This window comes from Enterobacter sp. EC_64, assembly GCF_019584165.1.
GTDB classification, from domain to species: domain Bacteria; phylum Pseudomonadota; class Gammaproteobacteria; order Enterobacterales; family Enterobacteriaceae; genus Enterobacter; species Enterobacter roggenkampii.
Genome location: NZ_VDAS01000007.1, coordinates 37,301 through 54,448, shown reverse-complemented (window position 1 = coordinate 54,448; position 17,148 = coordinate 37,301). Strand labels below are relative to the sequence as shown.

16 protein-coding genes are annotated in these 17,148 nt (G+C 58.1%); 13 read left to right on the top strand and 3 right to left on the bottom strand.

Annotated elements, in window-relative coordinates; translation table 11 throughout:
• The first annotated feature begins 36 nt into the window (after positions 1–36).
• Positions 37–942, top strand: coding sequence for a LysR family transcriptional regulator (locus FHC52_RS07400; protein WP_044596480.1), 906 nt, complete (start codon positions 37–39; stop codon positions 940–942).
• A 23-nt stretch (positions 943–965) separates the two neighbouring features.
• On the opposite strand, the gene FHC52_RS07395 is transcribed toward FHC52_RS07400, so the two are convergent.
• The gene (locus FHC52_RS07395; protein ID WP_008501708.1) at positions 966–1,394 is read right to left on the bottom strand and encodes an OsmC family protein; all 429 of its coding nucleotides are present in this window, start codon (positions 1,392–1,394) and stop codon (positions 966–968) included.
• A gap of 115 nt (positions 1,395–1,509) precedes the next feature.
• Here FHC52_RS07395 and FHC52_RS07390 point away from each other — a divergent pair, with 115 nt between their 5' ends.
• Complete coding sequence (locus FHC52_RS07390) at positions 1,510–2,469, top strand: hypothetical protein (RefSeq protein WP_032651911.1); 960 nt, start codon at positions 1,510–1,512, stop codon at positions 2,467–2,469.
• 19 nt (positions 2,470–2,488) lie between these two features.
• Here FHC52_RS07390 and FHC52_RS07385 read toward each other — a convergent pair whose 3' ends face one another.
• The gene (locus FHC52_RS07385) at positions 2,489–3,364 is read right to left on the bottom strand and encodes a LysR family transcriptional regulator (RefSeq protein ID WP_126287864.1); all 876 of its coding nucleotides are present in this window, start codon (positions 3,362–3,364) and stop codon (positions 2,489–2,491) included.
• Positions 3,365–3,474: 110 nt separating this feature from the next.
• Here FHC52_RS07385 and FHC52_RS07380 point away from each other — a divergent pair, with 110 nt between their 5' ends.
• The 4 genes from FHC52_RS07380 (at position 3,475) to FHC52_RS07365 (ending at position 6,883) form a co-directional block, all read left to right on the top strand.
• The gene (locus FHC52_RS07380) at positions 3,475–4,326 is read left to right on the top strand and encodes a Vmh family MBL fold metallo-hydrolase (protein WP_021240186.1); all 852 of its coding nucleotides are present in this window, start codon (positions 3,475–3,477) and stop codon (positions 4,324–4,326) included.
• A gap of 234 nt (positions 4,327–4,560) precedes the next feature.
• A complete protein-coding gene (bdm, locus tag FHC52_RS07375) occupies positions 4,561–4,776 on the top strand; it encodes a biofilm-dependent modulation protein (RefSeq protein WP_008501713.1) in 216 nt (71 codons plus the stop codon).
• Between the two features lie 95 nt (positions 4,777–4,871).
• A complete protein-coding gene (sra, locus tag FHC52_RS07370; RefSeq protein WP_008501714.1) occupies positions 4,872–5,009 on the top strand; it encodes a stationary-phase-induced ribosome-associated protein in 138 nt (45 codons plus the stop codon).
• 176 nt (positions 5,010–5,185) lie between these two features.
• Positions 5,186–6,883 (top strand): NAD-dependent malic enzyme, encoded by a 1,698-nt coding sequence (locus FHC52_RS07365; protein WP_008501715.1) that lies wholly within the window; start codon positions 5,186–5,188, stop codon positions 6,881–6,883.
• A 24-nt stretch (positions 6,884–6,907) separates the two neighbouring features.
• On the opposite strand, the gene FHC52_RS22755 is transcribed toward FHC52_RS07365, so the two are convergent.
• Positions 6,908–7,735, bottom strand: coding sequence for an HNH endonuclease signature motif containing protein (locus tag FHC52_RS22755; protein ID WP_047721479.1), 828 nt, complete (start codon positions 7,733–7,735; stop codon positions 6,908–6,910).
• 330 nt (positions 7,736–8,065) lie between these two features.
• Between FHC52_RS22755 and FHC52_RS07355 the strand changes: the two genes are divergently transcribed.
• The 7 genes from FHC52_RS07355 to FHC52_RS07325 all read left to right on the top strand — a co-directional run bounded on the left by FHC52_RS07355 (position 8,066) and on the right by FHC52_RS07325 (position 17,147).
• Entirely contained in the window at positions 8,066–9,778 is a 1,713-nt protein-coding gene (locus tag FHC52_RS07355) for an ABC-F family ATP-binding cassette domain-containing protein (protein ID WP_126287862.1), read from the top strand.
• Between the two features lie 196 nt (positions 9,779–9,974).
• Positions 9,975–10,985, top strand: coding sequence for an alcohol dehydrogenase AdhP (gene adhP / locus FHC52_RS07350; protein WP_126287860.1), 1,011 nt, complete (start codon positions 9,975–9,977; stop codon positions 10,983–10,985).
• A 149-nt stretch (positions 10,986–11,134) separates the two neighbouring features.
• Positions 11,135–12,754, top strand: a complete 1,620-nt coding sequence (locus FHC52_RS07345) for a TIGR04028 family ABC transporter substrate-binding protein (RefSeq protein WP_126287858.1) — start codon at positions 11,135–11,137, stop codon at positions 12,752–12,754.
• Between the two features lie 10 nt (positions 12,755–12,764).
• Positions 12,765–13,709: an ABC transporter permease gene (locus FHC52_RS07340; protein ID WP_023327539.1), complete on the top strand. Its 945-nt coding sequence runs from the start codon at positions 12,765–12,767 to the stop codon at positions 13,707–13,709.
• Positions 13,706–14,557 carry an ABC transporter permease gene (locus tag FHC52_RS07335; protein WP_039025269.1) on the top strand — a complete coding sequence of 284 codons (852 nt, stop codon included), beginning with the start codon at positions 13,706–13,708 and terminating at the stop codon, positions 14,555–14,557. The genes FHC52_RS07340 and FHC52_RS07335 overlap by 4 nt, the downstream gene beginning before the upstream one ends.
• A complete protein-coding gene (locus tag FHC52_RS07330; RefSeq protein WP_032651924.1) occupies positions 14,554–16,161 on the top strand; it encodes an ABC transporter ATP-binding protein in 1,608 nt (535 codons plus the stop codon). The genes FHC52_RS07335 and FHC52_RS07330 overlap by 4 nt, the downstream gene beginning before the upstream one ends.
• Positions 16,158–17,147 (top strand): putative FMN-dependent luciferase-like monooxygenase, encoded by a 990-nt coding sequence (locus tag FHC52_RS07325; RefSeq protein ID WP_039025271.1) that lies wholly within the window; start codon positions 16,158–16,160, stop codon positions 17,145–17,147. Before FHC52_RS07330 ends, FHC52_RS07325 begins: the two co-directional genes overlap by 4 nt.
• Position 17,148: the final 1 nt, after the last annotated feature.

Sequence of the window (17,148 nt, the reverse complement as noted above, 5' to 3'; positions counted from 1 at the left end):
GACTATTCACATACAGAAATAATCAGAGGGAGTCTCATGGATCAGCTCATGGCGATGCGCGCCTTTACCCGGGTGGTGGAAACCGGCAGCTTTACCCGCGCGGCGGACTCGCTGAACATGCCCATCGCCACGCTGAGCAAGCTGGTGAAATCGCTTGAGACGCACCTGGAGATACGCCTCCTGCACCGAACGACTCGCCGGGTGGTCGCGACGCCGGAAGGGATGGAATACTATGAAAAAGCGCTCAGGGTCTTGATAGATATCGAAGACATCGACACCGCGTTTCGCGTTTCCCGCGCGACGCCCAAAGGGCATTTGCGGGTTGACGTGGGCGGCTCCACCGCCCGGGACGTGCTCATCCCCCTGCTGCCGGATTTTATGCGGCGCTACCCGGATATCCGCATCGACCTTGGCGTGGCCGACCGGCCGGTCGATCTCATCAGCGGTAACGTAGACTGCGTGATCCGCGGCGGCCCGCTGGACGATTCGACCCTTATCGCTCGCCATATTGGTAACGCCGAAATGGTCACCTGCGCGACGCCGGGCTACCTGAAAAACCATGGCGTTCCAGCCTATCCACAGGAGCTGTGCAACGGCCACAAGCTCATTAGCTACCTCTCGCCCGTCACCGGGCGGGCGTTTCCCTTTCGCTTCAGGCGGCATGGCGAGGCGATGGAAATCAATATCCCCCATTATCTCGGCATAAATGAAAGTAATGCCCACCTGGCGGCGGCCGTGGCAGGATTGGGGATCGTGCAGACGTTTGAGTATTCGGCAAAGCCGTATTTACAGGCGGGAACGCTGGCGGCGATCCTGAGCGACTGGCGCCCTGCCGCCTATCCATTTCACGTGGTATACCCTCAGAATCGCCATCTGACGCACCGTCTGAAGGTGTTTATTGCCTGGCTGGCGGAGGTGTTTCCCGCCGCGCTGAAGGGATAGCCGGGCGCCAGCCCGGCTGAGGCTTAGTTAAGCGTATAGTCCAGCGTAATTTCGGCTTTCAGTAGCTGCGAAACCGGGCAGCCCGCTTTGGCTTTCTGAATAATACCGTCGAACTGCTGAGGGGCGATGCCGGGAACGGTCACCTTGCTCTTCAGGGCAACCTTGGTGATGGCAAAACCGCCGTCCGTTTTATCGAGGGAGACATCCGCGGTGGTGTCAATGGCGTCGGCGGTATAGCCCGCTTCGCCGAGCATCAGCGACAGCGCCATCGAGAAGCAGGCCGCATGTGCCGCGCCGATCAGCTCTTCGGGGTTGGTCCCCTTTTCACCCTCAAAACGGGTATTAAAGCCATAAGGCTGTTGATTGAGAACGCCGCTCTCGGTGGAAACCGTTCCTTTACCGCGCTTAATGTCGCCAGACCAGTGTGCCGAACCGTGCTTATGAATAGTCATTCTTGCTCTCCTTTTGGCTTACAAAGGGTTAAGTATAGACTACGCATCTGACTGCCCCTGGAACACAGACAATTCCGGGACTTACACCTGCTGTACCGACAAAAAGGATAAACCTATGGCGCTAAAAATCAGGATGGCCGTTGCGATCGCTACCCTCGCTCTATCGTTGTCTTTGCAGGCGAAAACGCCCGAGAACTTTATCTATACCAGCTCCGGCGAGCTCGACGCGGCGTTCCCGCTCGTTGTGCGAAACGATATCGGCGGCGTACAGATCGTCTACAACTGGCGCGCGCTTGAGCCTGAGAAGGATCGCTACGATTTCTCGCGCATTGAACGGGATCTCGCGCGTCTTAAGGCTGCCAGGAAAAAGCTTTTTATCCAGATTCAGGACCGTTTCTTTGAGGCGGACGCGCGCTACGTGCCGGATTATCTGATGCACGATAAGCAATACGGAGGCGGGATTGCGCCGCAGTTCGATAACCCCGGCGAAGGCAAGCCGGTCGGTTCAGGCTGGGTGGCGCGTCAGTGGGATCCCGAGGTGCGCCAGCGCTACCAGGCGCTGCTGGCCGCCCTCGCGAAACGCTTTGATGGCGAGGTATATGGTGTAAACCTGCCTGAAACCGCCATCGATCTTGACGAAAAAAATCCGCCCGCCGGATTTACCTGCGACAGCTATTTTGCGGGAGAAATGGAAAACCTGGCCTTTGCGCGCAAGGCTTTTCAGAAATCACACGTGGTGCAATACGTGAACTTCTGGCCGTGCGAATGGGATAACGACCACAACTACATGGGGCGTCTTTTTGCGTATGCCAGCGCCAACAGTGTCGGCCTCGGTGGGCCGGACATTGTTCCCAACCGCAAGGCGCATATGAAGAATGCCTATCCTTTCTTCCATAAAAATAAACAGACGCTGCCGCTTATCGCCATGGCGGTTCAGGAACCGACCCTGACCTATAAGAACCCTGAGACCGGCAAGCCCTTCACCAAAGCAGAATTTGATCGGTTCGCGGAAAATTATCTCGGGGCGGATATTATTTTCTGGAGCACGGCCTCCCCCTGGCTAAAGGCTAAGTAAACGACGGCAAACGCCGCGCTCATGCCAGATAGCGGGCCAGCTCATCAAGGAACGCCCGCAGCGCGGCAGGCTGGTATTCCCGGGACTGATAAATACCATGGATGGCCAGCGGCTTCGGCTCCAGCGCCGCCAGTACCGGCACCAGCCATCCCTGCTCCAGCGCGGCACGCGCTTCACGCTCCGGCAGCATGGCGATACCGCAGTGCTTAATCGCAGCGTCCATCAGCAGCGAAGAGATGCTGGCGCTCAGGTTGCCGCTGACGGCCACGCTCAGGCTTTCGCCCTCCGGCGTCAGGAAGTGCCAGGACTGCCCGGCAAAAAAGCTGTAGTGCAGGCAGTTATGCCGGGCTAGTTCTTCGGGGCCGACGGGGGTACCGTGCTGCGCCAGATAGTCCGGCGAGGCGCAAAGCACCGAGCGACACTCCCCCAGCCGACGGGCAATCATGCCGGGTTCAGGGTTATCGGTAATGCGTACGGCAACATCAATGCGCTCTCCCACCAGGCTGACCGGATGGTTGTTCACGTCCAGCTCAATGCGCAGCTGCGGGTAGCGCGAGAGCAGACCGGGCAGGACCGGCGCAATCAGGTGCATGGCGGTAAAGTGCGCGCAGGCCACCCGCAGGGTGCCAGACGGGAGATCTTTTTCCGACTGGCCTTCAATTTCCTGCGAGATCTGCGAGAGCGTCCGCGTTTTTTGCAGCACCTTTTCGCCTGCCGCGGTCAGCGTCAGCTTGCGCGTGGAGCGGTTTACCAGCCGCGTGCCCGCCCATTTCTCCATCTGTTCAAGGTAGCGGCTCACCATTGGGCGGGAAATACCCAGCGCCCGGGCCGCCGCGCTCAAACTTCCCAGCTCGCATATTCGGTTGTAAACCTGAGCGGCAATCACGCGATCCATATCAACTCCATCTGCTCGATTTATGAAACTAAGCATGTCTTGTTTCAGGAATTCTGGCAAATGCGAATTTCCGTACAATAGAGACATTCCTGAACAACAGAGACAACAGCATGAAATTCACTCACCTTGCCCTGCTTTCCACCCTTTTCACGCCGGCTGCTTTTGCCGCGCCGTTAAGCATTGATACCTATAACCCGCAGGAGAAAGGCATTTTCGCTGTCTCCTCCACGCTGGTTTCCGGCCCGAAAGAGGCGGTGCTGTTTGACGCGCAGTTCAGCGTGAAGGATGGCGAAGCGCTGGTAGAGAAAATTCGTCAAAGCGGTAAGACCCTGAACAAAATTGTGATCACCTCCGGCGATCCGGATTTCTATTTTGGCCTGCAGCCGCTGGTCAAAGCCTTCCCGAACGCCAAAGTGGTGGCCACGCAGCACGTGGTTGATCACATCAAGGCCACTAAAGACGCCAAGCTTGCCTTCTGGGGTCCGCAGATGAAAGACGGCGCGCCAACGGAGCTGGTCGTCCCGCAGGTGCTCGCCTCCACCACGTTTATGGTTGACGGGGAGAAGATCGACATCGAACAGCCTGACAGCTATGCGGCCTATGTATGGATCCCGTCCGCAAAGACCATCCTCGGCGGCACTGGCGTCTCCTGGGGCATTCACGTCTGGACGGCGGACACCCAGACAGCGGAAAGCCGTAAGCAGTGGCAGGAAACGCTGGTGAACATGGCGGCGCACAAACCCGAGCGCGTGATCCCGGGTCACTATCTGGGTACCCCGCCAGCCGGGACGGGTGCGATTGATTTTACCCGTGACTATCTCCAGCGCTTTGAAAAGGCCTTGTCCGTTCATAAAGATTCTGCGGGCGTCATCAGCACCCTGAAAAAACAGTATCCGAATCTGGCTGAAGAGAGCTCGCTGGAATTAAGCGCTAAGGTGAATACCGGCGAAATGAAGTGGTAATTTAAACGCTGCTCCTGCTATTTTTTCGAGATAGCAGGAGCACCGTCATAATATTCTCTCAGCGCCACGTCGATTTACCCCCCCCCATTTCAAAAGCACACAAAAGCATACACTTATGTCATTTTTATTTCTAAGATGAATCTGAGCCACAACCGGGAAAATATTTGCCATTCTGTTTGTGAATTAAATTTTTTGCGAGCCGTACCATTAAACAGACAACGACACGGAGGCAGCATGTTTACTTATTACCCGGCAAATACCGCAGCAGCACAACCTGAACTCGTTAACGCGATTGCACAGGGTCTTCACGCCGAGCACGGTGCTGTGACTGAAGATGACATTTTGATGGAACTCACCAGGTGGGTGGAATCCACAGATAATGACATCCTCAGTGACATCTACCAGCAGACCATTAACTACGTCGTCAGCGGGCAAAACGCACCCTTGTAAAAACCTGCTAAGCTGGATCTGCAACCTAAGGGGTTACATTTCGTTTGCGTAAGCAAACTGGTCCTTAAAACTATCAACAGGATTGAGGAGTTAATATGAAATCGAACCGTCAGGCACGCCATATTCTGGGACTGAACTACAAGCTTTCTAATCAGCGCAAAGTTGTGATTGAAGGCGACCACGAAACCCAAGTCACTCACGCCACCGGCAGAAAACGCCACGCGGGCAAGTAAGTTCCAGACTGAGATCCAGAACACCATCGGTAATCCCGATGGTGTTTTTGTTTATGTGTTGCGGTAATTAATATTTAGCTCCTTTATAATACCGCCGGACCGCACCCCATCGCACAGGCCAGAAAGATGACAAACAGCAGTGTCAGGGACGGATCTTCATAAAAAGAGTGAGTGACATGGACAACAAACTGAAAAAACATCGTTCCTTATACATCCCATACGCCGGACCGGTTTTACTCGAATTCCCCCTGCTCAACAAAGGCAGCGCCTTCAGCATGGAAGAGCGCAGCAGCTTTAACCTGCTGGGCCTGCTGCCAGAAGTGGTTGAAACTATTGAAGAACAGGCAGAGCGCGCGTGGATCCAGTACCAGGGTTTCAAAACGGAAATCGACAAACACATCTACCTGCGTAACATTCAGGACACCAACGAAACCCTCTTCTATCGCCTGGTGCAAAACCATCTCGAAGAGATGATGCCGGTGATCTACACCCCGACGGTGGGCGCCGCCTGCGAGCGTTTCTCAGAGATCTACCGCCGCTCCCGCGGGGTATTCATCTCTTATCAGAACCGTCACAACATGGACGATATTCTGCAGAACGTGCCGAACCACAATATCAAAGTAATTGTGGTGACCGACGGCGAACGTATTCTCGGCCTCGGCGACCAGGGGATTGGCGGGATGGGGATCCCAATCGGTAAGCTCTCTCTCTACACCGCCTGCGGCGGCATCAGCCCGGCGTATACCCTGCCGGTGGTGCTGGACGTCGGCACCAACAACCAGCAGCTGCTCAACGACCCGCTCTATATGGGCTGGCGCCATCCGCGTATTACCGACGACGAGTACTATCAGTTTGTCGACGACTTCATCCAGGCCGTGAAGCACCGCTGGCCGGACGTGCTGCTGCAGTTCGAAGACTTCGCGCAGAAAAACGCGATGCCGCTGCTGAACCGCTATCGCGATGAGATCTGCTCCTTTAACGATGATATCCAGGGCACCGCAGCCGTCACGGTGGGTACGCTTATCGCCGCCAGCCGTGCAGCGGGAAGCCAGCTGAGCTACCAGAAAATCGTCTTCCTGGGCGCAGGCTCCGCGGGCTGCGGTATTGCCGAGCAGATTATCGCCCAGACCCAGCGCGAAGGCTTAAGCGAAGAGCTGGCCCGCTCCCGCGTCTTTATGGTGGACCGTTTCGGCCTGCTGACCGACGGCATGCCGAACCTGCTGCCGTTCCAGACGAAACTGGTGCAGAAACGCGAAAACCTGAAAAACTGGGATACCGACAACGAAGTACTTTCCCTGCTGGACGTGGTGCGCAACGTGAAGCCGGATATTCTGATCGGCGTTTCCGGGCAAACCGGTCTCTTCACCGAAGAGATTATTCGCGAGATGCACAAGCACTGCGAGCGCCCTATCGTGATGCCGCTGTCTAACCCGACGTCCCGCGTGGAGGCGACGCCGCAGGACATCATCGCCTGGACCGAAGGTAATGCGCTGGTGGCCACCGGTAGCCCGTTCGATCCGGTGGTGTGGAAGGATAAAACCTATCCGATTGCCCAGTGCAACAACTCCTATATCTTCCCGGGCATTGGTTTGGGCGTTATCGCCTCCGGCGCGTCCCGCATCACCGACGAAATGCTGATGTCCGCGAGTGAGACCCTGGCGGGCCACTCGCCGCTGGTCAACGACGGCGAAGGTCTGGTTCTGCCCGAGCTGAAGGACATTCACAAGGTGTCGCGTGCTATCGCGTTTGCAGTGGGTAAAATGGCGCAGCAGCAGGGCGTGGCGGTGAAAACCTCTGCCGACGCGCTGCAGCAGGCCATCGACGACAACTTCTGGAAGCCTGAATACCGCAGCTATCGCCGTACGTCGATTTAAAATGTGAGTGGGCCACTGGCCCACTTATTTTTTGCCAGGTTGCCAGCTTTTATCTATCCGCGGTTCACCGTAATGCTCCTGCCGATGACAGTTAGGGCAAAGGGCAATAGCATTGTCTACGTTGTCTTCCCCATTTTCTGATAGCGGAATAATGTGATGAACTTCTAAATAATATCTCCCATCCTTCGTACGCTGAAATGGCGCGGGGGCATCACAACATTCACATTTATTTTGAGCTCTGAGGAGTACTTCAGCCACCACATCGGGATTACGATCGTAACGCCAGACGGAAACCTGTTTTTTCGCCGGATGAACAGACGCATTTTGCAGCCGCTTTCGTCTTTCCTCAGATTGTAGTTTTAACGCCTTGCTGACTTTGTCGTAAAAGTCGTTTTCATCGCGGCCTGGAATATCTTCGCAGTCCACTCGCTGTTGATTAAGTTGTTCCTTGAGGATGGCAATAACCGTCGCGTCCAGAGGCTTCTGGAATGTTCTTCCTGTTTGAGCGAAGTGATTCATGAAGCGATCCCAACGGGATTCTTTGCCCGCTGGAGGCAGAACTTTGCTTAGTTCGTGGCGATCAAGCGTAATAAAATCATCTAGCTTAGACACATCGCTCAACTGCACACGATGGGGGTAAACGTTTCCCTCCTCGAAATCGATCCCTTCAATACGGTAAAGTCCGCAAAGCTGGTATCCCACAGATTTATGAACATTTTGGATGACAAAGACAAAGTCGCCTGTTTTTACATTACTCAGCTTTTTCTCACTACCTGGACTAACACCATAGCCCTTGTTGTAATCAAAATTGCTGAAATTAGATGCACTGTGATAGGCGTAATAATAGGCCATACGCTCAACCTCCTTTTGGTTTCATAATGAAGGGTATCGGCATAATGACAAAAATCTTAACGTGCAATCATGTGACATTCGATTATACTTTCGACACACATTAACCCACTGAATATATAAGGAGGCCAATTATGCTGTATCGTGAAATTTTCAATGTTTCACATACATTTGGTGATCGCACCCGCTCAAGCGTTATCGGTATCGTGCTGCGATAACTTCGGCTTGAGCGAAGACACCACCCCCTGAAATCCCTTCTCTCGGGCTTACTGAGTTATCGTCAGCGATGTTTGACGAGGCATAAACATGCCTGTAACTCTTGGGTAAGCGACAATGAGCACTTTACTCACTGCACAATCTTTACGCGTTGATACGGCGTTTGGCACGCTCTTCGACTCACTCTCCTTTACGCTGAAAAAAGGCGACCGCATTGGTCTGCTGGGCGATAACGGCTGCGGCAAAAGTACGCTGCTGAAGGTGCTGGACGGCACGGATTCCCCTGCTGCCGGAACGGTAGCGCTGGCCGGGCATTGCCTGATGGCGCGCGTGGAGCAACATCTCCCGGACGCTATTTTATCGCTCACCATGCTGGATGCCGTCCTGGCCCAGCTGCCCGTAGCGGAACGGGACAGCCTGCGCTGGAAAGCCGAAACGCTGCTGGCAGGCATGGGCTTTACGCCGCAGGATATGATGCTGCACTCCGCCACGCTGAGCGGCGGGCAGCACACCCGCCTGCTGCTGGCCCGGGCGCTGATTCACGAGCCGGACCTGCTCCTGCTGGATGAACCCAGCAACCACCTTGACCTGCCGACAATGCTCTGGCTGGAACACTTCCTGCAGAACTGGTCGGGCAGCTTTGTGCTGGTCTCGCATGACAGACAGCTGCTGGATGCCGTCACCAACGGCAGCTGGATCATGCGCGATAAAACGCTGCACTACTTTGCCCTTCCCTGCACGGCGGCACGTCAGGCGCTGGAAGCCAAAGATGAGACCGACGCGCAGCGCCACAAGGCGGAGCAAAAGGAGATCGACCGCGTGACCGCCAGTGCCAAACGTCTGGCGACCTGGGGCAAGGTTTACGACAACGAAGACCTGGCCCGCAAAGCCAAACAGATGGAAAAACAGGTCGAACGGCTCAGGGAGAGCCAGACGGAACTCACGGCAGGTAGCCCGTGGACGCTAACCCTTCGCGGCGACGCGCTGCGGGCCGACCGTTTACTGGAGATGGAAAACCTTGACGTGCCCCCTGCTCCGGGCCTGCCTGCGTTGTTCAGCGTCGACGTTGCGCGGTTAAAAAGCGGCGATCGCGTGGCGATTGTCGGTCGTAACGGCTGCGGTAAATCGTCGCTGATGAAGCTCATCTGGCGACAGTTTACCGATGAACTGACCCACGACGGGTTGAAGCTGCACCCACGCGTGTCGCCGGGCTATTACGACCAGACGCTGAATCAGCTGCCGGACAACGCCACGCTGCTCGACGCGCTGGAGCCTTTCGCTCCGGATCCGCAGAACCGCAAAATGGCCCTGATAAGCGCCGGTTTCCCGTGGGCGCGTCACGGACAAACGGTCAGCACGCTCAGCGGAGGCGAACGCTCGCGCCTGCTGTTCGTTGGCCTGACGCTTGCCCGCTATAGCCTGCTGATGCTGGATGAGCCTACCAACCACCTGGACATGGAAGGCAAAGAGGCGCTGGCGCACACCCTTCAGCAGTTCGAAGGCGGCGTCCTGCTGGTCAGCCATGACCGTCAGTTAATTAGCCAAAGCTGCAACCGTTTCTGGCTGATTGAAGAGGGAAAACTGAGCGAGTGGCACGATGCAGAAGCGGTGTTTGAGCGGCTGCGTGAACGCGCGGGGCTGGTCACATCTAGTGCGCCTGACATCGCGGCGCCGACGGATCGCCCCTCGCCGTATGACGATCTGCTTGAACGCCTGGTCGCGCTGGAAACGCTGCTGGAAAACGATCTGGCGCGTAAGCCGAAGCATCAAAAGCCGCAGCTGCAGGCGCAATGGCGTAAAGAGATAGAGGAGATAGAAGCCCAGCTGTAAGTCTGCGCCCGGCGAGCGCCTAGCCGGGCCAGAATTTTCCCCCTTAATTATTAGAGGAACGCCGTATTCTTAATCTGAAATCGAATCAAATGATGACATTATGTTGCTGCAGCCTTGCATTACCAGGCTAATGTATTAATCCTTAAGAGGTACTACACCTGCTATGCAGATTCTTATCATGAACAAGGAGATACACATGAAGGCTGCTGTTGTCACTCAGGATCACCAGGTCAACGTTACCGAAAAAACCTTACGTCCGCTAAAGCATGGGGAAGCCCTGCTGAAGATGGAGTGCTGTGGCGTATGCCATACCGACCTCCACGTGAAGAACGGTGATTTCGGCGATAAAACCGGGGTCATCCTGGGCCATGAAGGGATTGGTATCGTGAAAGAAGTCGGCCCTGGCGTGAAGTCGCTGAAAGTCGGCGACCGCGCAAGCGTGGCCTGGTTCTTTGAAGGCTGCGGGCACTGCGAATACTGTAATTCCGGCAACGAAACCCTGTGCCGTGACGTGAAAAACGCCGGTTACTCCGTTGACGGCGGCATGGCGGAAGAGTGCATCGTCACCGCGGATTACGCGGTAAAAGTGCCGGACGGTCTGGATTCGGCGGCGGCCAGCAGCATTACCTGCGCGGGTGTCACCACCTACAAAGCAGTGAAGGTATCGGGTATTAAACCGGGCCAGTGGATTGCGATTTACGGTCTGGGCGGGCTGGGCAACCTCGCGCTGCAGTACGGCAAAAACGTCTTTAACGCCAAAGTCATCGCCCTTGACGTGAACGACGAACAGCTGAAGCTGGCGGCCAGCATGGGCGCGGACCTCACCATCAACTCCCGCAGCGAAGATGCCGCTAAAATTGTGCAGGAAAAAACTGGCGGCGCGCATGCCGCCGTCGTCACTGCCGTCGCAAAAGCGGCCTTCAACTCCGCCGTTGATGCCGTGCGTGCCGGTGGCCGCGTGGTCGCGGTTGGCCTGCCGCCGGAAGCGATGAGCCTCGATATTCCGCGCCTGGTGCTGGACGGCATTCAGGTGGTGGGTTCGCTGGTTGGCACCCGCCAGGACCTGCAGGAAGCGTTCCAGTTCGCCGCTGAAGGTAAAGTGGTGCCGAAAGTGACGATGCGTCCTATTGAGGACATCAACGCCATCTTTAAAGAGATGGAACAGGGCCAGATCCGTGGCCGTATGGTGATCGACTTACGTTCGTAATCGTTCACCGTTCATCACCGCTCCTCTCCGGGGCGGTTTTTTTATAGCCATTTTCCGGCAATCCTTATCTTAATTCCTTTGTTCCCTTGTTTTCCCCCGCGCCCGATGATGAATCCGACGCTAACAAGAAGATAACAAAGGAATTCACCATGCAAACCCCATTTCGTCTGCCGCTGCTGACGGTGCTCATTCTGACGACCACCGCAGCCTGGTCCGCTGATGCGCCGGTCAAAGGCGGCACGCTGATTTATCTGGAGCAACAGGCGCACACCAACCTCTATCCGCCCGCCGGCGGCTTCTACCCGAACGGCGGCATTCTGAACCAGATTACCGACAAACTGACGTGGCAGAACCCAAAGACGCTGCAGGTCGAACCGTGGGTGGCCGAAAGCTGGACCACCAACGCCGATAAAACCGAATACACCTTTAAACTGCGTCCCGGTATTACCTTCTCCGACGGCACGCCGCTGGATGCCAACGCCGTGGCGAAAAACTTTGATACCTACGGCTTAGGTAACAAGGCGCAGCGCCTGCCGGTGTCAGAAGTGATCAATAACTACGATCGCAGCGAAGTGGTCGACCCGCTGACCGTGAAGTTCTACTTCAAAAAACCGTCACCGGGATTCCTGCAGGGCACCGCCACCATCGGGTCGGGCCTGGTCTCGCTCAGCACGCTCAAGCGCAATTTTGAAGAGCTGGGTGACGCCCGGCATATCATTGGCTCTGGCCCGTTTGTGGTGAAGGACGAGAAGCTGGGTCGCGAAGTGACGCTGGAAGCACGTAAGGACTACCAGTGGGGGCCCAAAAATCTGGCGCAACAGGGGCCAGCCAATCTTGATGGCATCAAGTTTATCGTGACTCAGGAAGACAGCGTGCGCGTCGGCGCCCTGCTGGCCGGTCAGGCCGACTTTATTCGCCAGGTGCAGGCGTATGACGAAAAGCAGGCGACCGATCAGGGCTATAAGATCTACGCTGCCCCAACGCGCGGGGTGAACGACAGCATCAGCTTCCGCCCGGATAACCCGCTGGTCTCCGATATTCGCGTGCGCCAGGCGCTGCTGCATGCCACCAATGCAAAACAGGTGGTTGAGACCCTCTTCTCGGCTAACTATCCGCAGGCGAAGTCGGTGATTGCCGATTCCGCCGCTGGCTTTGTCGATCTCAGCGACAAATTGACCTTTGACCCGGCTAAAGCTAACCAGCTGCTGGACGAGGCGGGCTGGAAAGCGGGCAGCGACGGCATCCGCGCCAAAGATGGCCAGCGGCTGGCGCTGACGGTATATGAATCCCTGCCGCAGCCGCAAAACAAAGAGGTGCTGCAGCTGGTTGCCCAGCAGTGGCGTCAGGTGGGCGTGGCGCTGAGCGTGAAAGCCGGTGACGCAGGTAGCCGCACGCTGGATAACCTTGATCCGCTGAAGACCCCGTTAACCGTCTCCGAAGTGGGCCGCGCCGATCCTGACGTGGTGAAAAGCATGTTCTACCCCGCTAACCGCGACGCGCTGCTGCAAAAAGGCGGCTCCAGTGACAAGGTCAAAAGCTTCCGTGACGACAAGCTGAATGCGCTGCTGGTGGATATCTCCGCCGAAGTCGACCCGCAAAAACGCCTGCAGCTGACCGGCGATGCCCAGCGCTACCTGCTGGATAACGCCTACGTCATTCCGATTTTCGAGGAGCCGCAGGTCTTTGCCGGTGCGCCGTGGCTAAAAGGCGTGAATTTTGAAGCGGTCGGCCGCCCGTCGTTCTACGGCGCGTGGCTTGAGAAACACTGAGGAGCTGACGATGCGCCACGCACTTCTTCAACGCTTTGGGCACGGGCTGCTGGTACTGTGGGCCGCCTTTACCCTCTCGTTCGTGTTGCTCCAGGTGCTGCCGGGCGACGCGGTGCTGATTAAATTTCAGAACCCGGACCTGGGCTTAAGCCCGGCGCAAATCGAGGAGATGCGCGTGGCCTACGGCGCGGACAGTCCGCTGTGGCAGCAGTACGGCCACACGCTGCTGGCGATGCTGCGCGGGGATTTCGGCTACTCGTTACAGGCCGGCGTGCCGGTCAGCGAGCTGATTGCCAGCAATCTGCCGGATACCCTGAGCCTCGCCCTGCCCGCCTTTTTACTCGCGGTCCTGCTGGCGTTTGCGCTGGCCTTTGCGTCGCGTCTGCCGGGTCTGCGCTGGCTAAGTAATACTCTCCAGTCTCTACCGGTCCTGTTTATCTCCTTACCGACGTTCTGGCTGGGGATTGCCCTCATCCAGCTCTTTTCTTTCCAGCTGCGGCTGATCCCGGTGATTAACCCGACGCCGCTGCAGGGGCTGATCCTGCCGATCGTGACCGTCGCGATCCCGATCTCCGCCCCGCTGGCGCAAATCCTGATGCGCAGCCTGGACCAGGTGGCGACGCAGCCGTTTGTCGCCGTGGCCCGCGCCAAAGGGCTGAGTGAAACCGCCGTCCTGTGGCGTCACGTCACCGGCAACGCCCTGCTGCCGGTACTCAATATTGCCGGGCTGCTGCTGGGCGAGCTGATTGCCGGAGCGCTAATCACCGAAACCGTATTTGGCCGCAGCGGGCTCGGGCAGCTGACCCAGCAGGCGGTAAATAACCAGGACATCGCCGTGCTTCAGGCGGTGGTGATGATTTCCGCCCTCGGCTTTGTCCTGATCAATCTGCTGGTGGACCTGCTGATGCCGCTGCTGGATCCCCGTCTGCAAACCGTTACCGGAGGTGCATCATGAGCCTGGTCGATTACGCTGCCGCGGCGCGAAAACGCGTTCCCGGCTGGCAGGGCGTCGCGTGGCAGCCGGGACTGTGGCTGGCGTGGGCGGTGATTATTCTCGCGATTTTTGCCGCCGTAGCCCCCGGCCTGTTAACCCACTACAGCCCGATTGAGGGCATCGCCGGAGCGCAACGTCTGGCGCCGCAGGCGGGCCACTGGCTCGGCACCGATCAGCTTGGCCGCGATGTTTACACCCGTATTGTGTACGGTGCGTCCCACTCCCTGAGCGCGGCGCTCGCTGCCGTCACGATGGGGCTGGTGGTGGGCACCGGTCTCGGGGTGATCGCCGGGGCGTTCGGAGGACGCGTCGAGTCTTTCCTGATGCGTTTTGTCGACGTGCTGTTGTCCATTCCGTCTCTGCTGCTCTCGCTGACGGTCATTATTCTGCTCGGGTTTGGCACCGTTAACGCCGCCATTGCCGTCGGCGTGGCTTCCATTGCCAGCTTCGCCCGCCTCGCGCGCGGTGAAGTGGTGCGCATCCGCCATACGGATTATGTCGAGGCGGCGTTTGGCAGCGGCGGGACGTTCCTGGCGGTGCTGTGGCGACATACCCTGCCCAACGCCTTAACCGCCGTCCTTGCCTTTGCCACGCTGCAGTTTGGTCAGGCCATTCTGGCCCTCTCCACGCTGAGCTTTCTCGGCTACGGCACCCCGCCGCCCGTTCCGGAATGGGGCTTATTGATCGCCGAAGGCCGTAACTATCTCTCTACCGCCTGGTGGCTAACCACCTTCCCCGGCGTGGTCGTCATCGCCGTCGTGCTTGCCACCAACCGTATCAGCCAGCAGTTCAGCGGAGGCCTGAAATGACCGTACTCTCGGTAGAAAACCTGACCATCAGCTACCGTACCGCGCGCCGGTGGCGCGAGGTGGTGCATAACGTCAGCTTCACCCTCCGGCGGGGGGAAATGCTGGCCTTTGTCGGCGAATCCGGTTCCGGCAAAACGACCACGGCACAGGCGATCATTGGCCTGCTGGCGGATAACGCCCGTCGGGATGCGGGGAAAATCGTGCTCAACGGCGAGGAGATTAGCCGGTGGTCAGCGAAGCGTCTCGATACCCTTCGCGGCGCGCGAATCAGCCTGGTTCCGCAGGATCCGGGTAATTCACTCAATCCGGTAAAGACGATCGGCGCGCAGGTCGGGGAAATTATTCAGCTGCACCAGAAGGTGACTCACGCCCAACGCGACGAGCAGGTGCTCGCCCTGCTGAAAAAGGTCGGCCTGAGCCACCCCGAACAGCGCATGAAGCAGTATCCGCATCAGCTCTCCGGCGGGATGAAACAGCGCGTGCTGATTGCCATCGCCATTGCCCTGAGCCCGGACGTCATCATTGCCGATGAACCCACCAGCGCGCTGGACGTGACGGTGCAAAAACGCATTCTCGACCTGCTGGATATCCTGCGCCGGGAATCGGGCACCGCCGTTCTGTTTGTCACCCACGATCTGGCCCTGGCAGCCCAGCGCGCGGACAGGCTGCTGGTGTTTCGCAACGGTGAGGTTCAGGAGCATGGCGACACCGCCGATATCGTCCGCACGCCGCAGCACGCCTACACCCGTCAGCTGCTGAGCGATCTTCAGGGCCAGCGCCTGACCATCGCCCCGGTAGCGGGCCTTCCGCTGGCGTCACCGGCCATTCGCGCCCGCGCCATCAGCAAACGGTTCTCGCTGGGTAAAGGTCATCAGCTGCAGGCGCTGGATCGGGTGACGTTTGACGTCAGACGCGGCAGCACGCACGCGCTGGTCGGTGAATCCGGCTCCGGGAAAACCACCCTCGCCCGTATTTTGCTGGGCTTTGAACAGGCGGACAGCGGACAGGTCATTATTGATGACATTGATGCCACCGACCTCAGCCGCGAGGCCCGCCGTCAGCTGCGCCAGAAGATCCAGTTTGTTTACCAGAACCCGTTCGCCTCTCTCGACCCGCGTCAGACGCTGTTCGAGATCATCGAAGAGCCCCTGAAGAACTTTTCTCGCCTCGCCAAGGCGGAGCGAAAGGCCCGGGTGGAGACCGTGGCGCAGCGGGTTGCCCTGCCCGTCGAACTCCTGACCCGCACCGCCAGAGAGCTTTCAGGCGGGCAGCGCCAGCGCGTGGCCATCGCCCGGGCGCTGATCCTGGAGCCGACCATTCTGGTGCTGGACGAAGCCACCTCCGCGCTGGACGTCACCGTCCAGGCGCAGATCCTGGCGCTGCTTCAGCAGCTGCAGCAGCAGCTGGGATTAACCTACCTGTTCATCACGCACGATCTCTCTACCGTTCGCCGGATCGCCCACAGCGTCACGGTGCTGCGCAGCGGTCAGGTGGTCGAACACGGTGACGTCGAGACCTTATTCACATCACCGCAGAACGACTATACCCGCGAGCTGATTGCCGCCATTCCCCATTTTTCACCCGCTACGGAGGAGTTCGCATGACGCGAAAACGCCTGGGATTTTTCACCCGCCTGCTTGACGACGCCACGCCGAAAGAGCGCTATCGACTGGCTACAGAACAGATCCGCCACGCTGAACGCCACGGTTTTGACAGCGCCTGGATTGCCCAGCACCACTTCCATGAGAATGAAGGCGGCCTGCCGTCGCCGCTGCTGTTTCTGGCCCACGTTGCGGCGCATGCCGAAACCATTCGGCTGGGCACGGCCATCATCACCCTGCCGATGGAAAACCCGCTGCGCGTGGCGGAAGATGCGGCGGTGCTGGATTTACTCGCCGATGGACGTCTCGAAGTCGGTTTTGGTTCGGGCGGCACGCCGACCTCTTTCCTGCCGTTCGGACTGACGTTTGAACAGCGCGGCGCGGCCTTTGCCGACCATTTACATGTGATCCAGAGCGCCTGGCGCGGGGATTCGCTTACCCATCCGGATAACCACCTCTACCCGCCAGCGCCACAGCTGGCTGACAGGATCTGGATTGCCACCTTTTCCGTCGACGGCGCCGTTCGCGCCGCGCGGGCCGGACACGGTTTGATGCTCTCCCGCACGCAGCCGCGTCCGGCAGACCAGTTGGATCTCACGCTCGACGCGATCCAGAACCCGATTGTGGATGCCTACCTTGAGGCTCTGCCTGCCGGTATCGCACCGCGTATTCTGGCCTCCCGTACGGCATTCGTCGCCGACAGCGATGACTATGCGCTGAAGGTTGCGACGCCGGGTCTCGCCAGACAGGCCCAGCAGCATCGCGCTGCCGGACACGCGGTTAAAGGTGACACCGTCACCGATTTTCGTCGCCAGTTCGACGCCCACATCGGTTCGCCCGAGACGGTGCTGCGTTCGCTGCAGGCCGATTCCGTTCTCCGGCGCGCCACGGACATCTCATTCCAGGTCCATTCGGTCGAGCCCACCCATCGAGACACCCTGCGCTCCATCGAACTGATCGCCGAACATATTGCCCCCCACATCCTTTGAG

What these genes read in the sequence shown, in the direction of transcription:
- FHC52_RS07355 (WP_126287862.1), top strand. Translation starts at nt 8,066, where the DNA reads ATGAGCACTTTACTCACTGCACAATCTTTACGCGTTGATACGGCGTTT.
- FHC52_RS22755 (WP_047721479.1), bottom strand. Translation starts at nt 7,735, where the DNA reads ATGGCCTATTATTACGCCTATCACAGTGCATCTAATTTCAGCAATTTT.
- FHC52_RS07325 (WP_039025271.1), top strand. Translation starts at nt 16,158, where the DNA reads ATGACGCGAAAACGCCTGGGATTTTTCACCCGCCTGCTTGACGACGCC.
- FHC52_RS07330 (WP_032651924.1), top strand. Translation starts at nt 14,554, where the DNA reads ATGACCGTACTCTCGGTAGAAAACCTGACCATCAGCTACCGTACCGCG.
- FHC52_RS07400 (WP_044596480.1), top strand. Translation starts at nt 37, where the DNA reads ATGGATCAGCTCATGGCGATGCGCGCCTTTACCCGGGTGGTGGAAACC.
- FHC52_RS07335 (WP_039025269.1), top strand. Translation starts at nt 13,706, where the DNA reads ATGAGCCTGGTCGATTACGCTGCCGCGGCGCGAAAACGCGTTCCCGGC.
- bdm (WP_008501713.1), top strand. Translation starts at nt 4,561, where the DNA reads ATGTTTACTTATTACCCGGCAAATACCGCAGCAGCACAACCTGAACTC.
- FHC52_RS07365 (WP_008501715.1), top strand. Translation starts at nt 5,186, where the DNA reads ATGGACAACAAACTGAAAAAACATCGTTCCTTATACATCCCATACGCC.
- FHC52_RS07340 (WP_023327539.1), top strand. Translation starts at nt 12,765, where the DNA reads ATGCGCCACGCACTTCTTCAACGCTTTGGGCACGGGCTGCTGGTACTG.
- FHC52_RS07380 (WP_021240186.1), top strand. Translation starts at nt 3,475, where the DNA reads ATGAAATTCACTCACCTTGCCCTGCTTTCCACCCTTTTCACGCCGGCT.
- FHC52_RS07385 (WP_126287864.1), bottom strand. Translation starts at nt 3,364, where the DNA reads ATGGATCGCGTGATTGCCGCTCAGGTTTACAACCGAATATGCGAGCTG.
- FHC52_RS07390 (WP_032651911.1), top strand. Translation starts at nt 1,510, where the DNA reads ATGGCGCTAAAAATCAGGATGGCCGTTGCGATCGCTACCCTCGCTCTA.
- FHC52_RS07395 (WP_008501708.1), bottom strand. Translation starts at nt 1,394, where the DNA reads ATGACTATTCATAAGCACGGTTCGGCACACTGGTCTGGCGACATTAAG.
- sra (WP_008501714.1), top strand. Translation starts at nt 4,872, where the DNA reads ATGAAATCGAACCGTCAGGCACGCCATATTCTGGGACTGAACTACAAG.
- FHC52_RS07345 (WP_126287858.1), top strand. Translation starts at nt 11,135, where the DNA reads ATGCAAACCCCATTTCGTCTGCCGCTGCTGACGGTGCTCATTCTGACG.
- adhP (WP_126287860.1), top strand. Translation starts at nt 9,975, where the DNA reads ATGAAGGCTGCTGTTGTCACTCAGGATCACCAGGTCAACGTTACCGAA.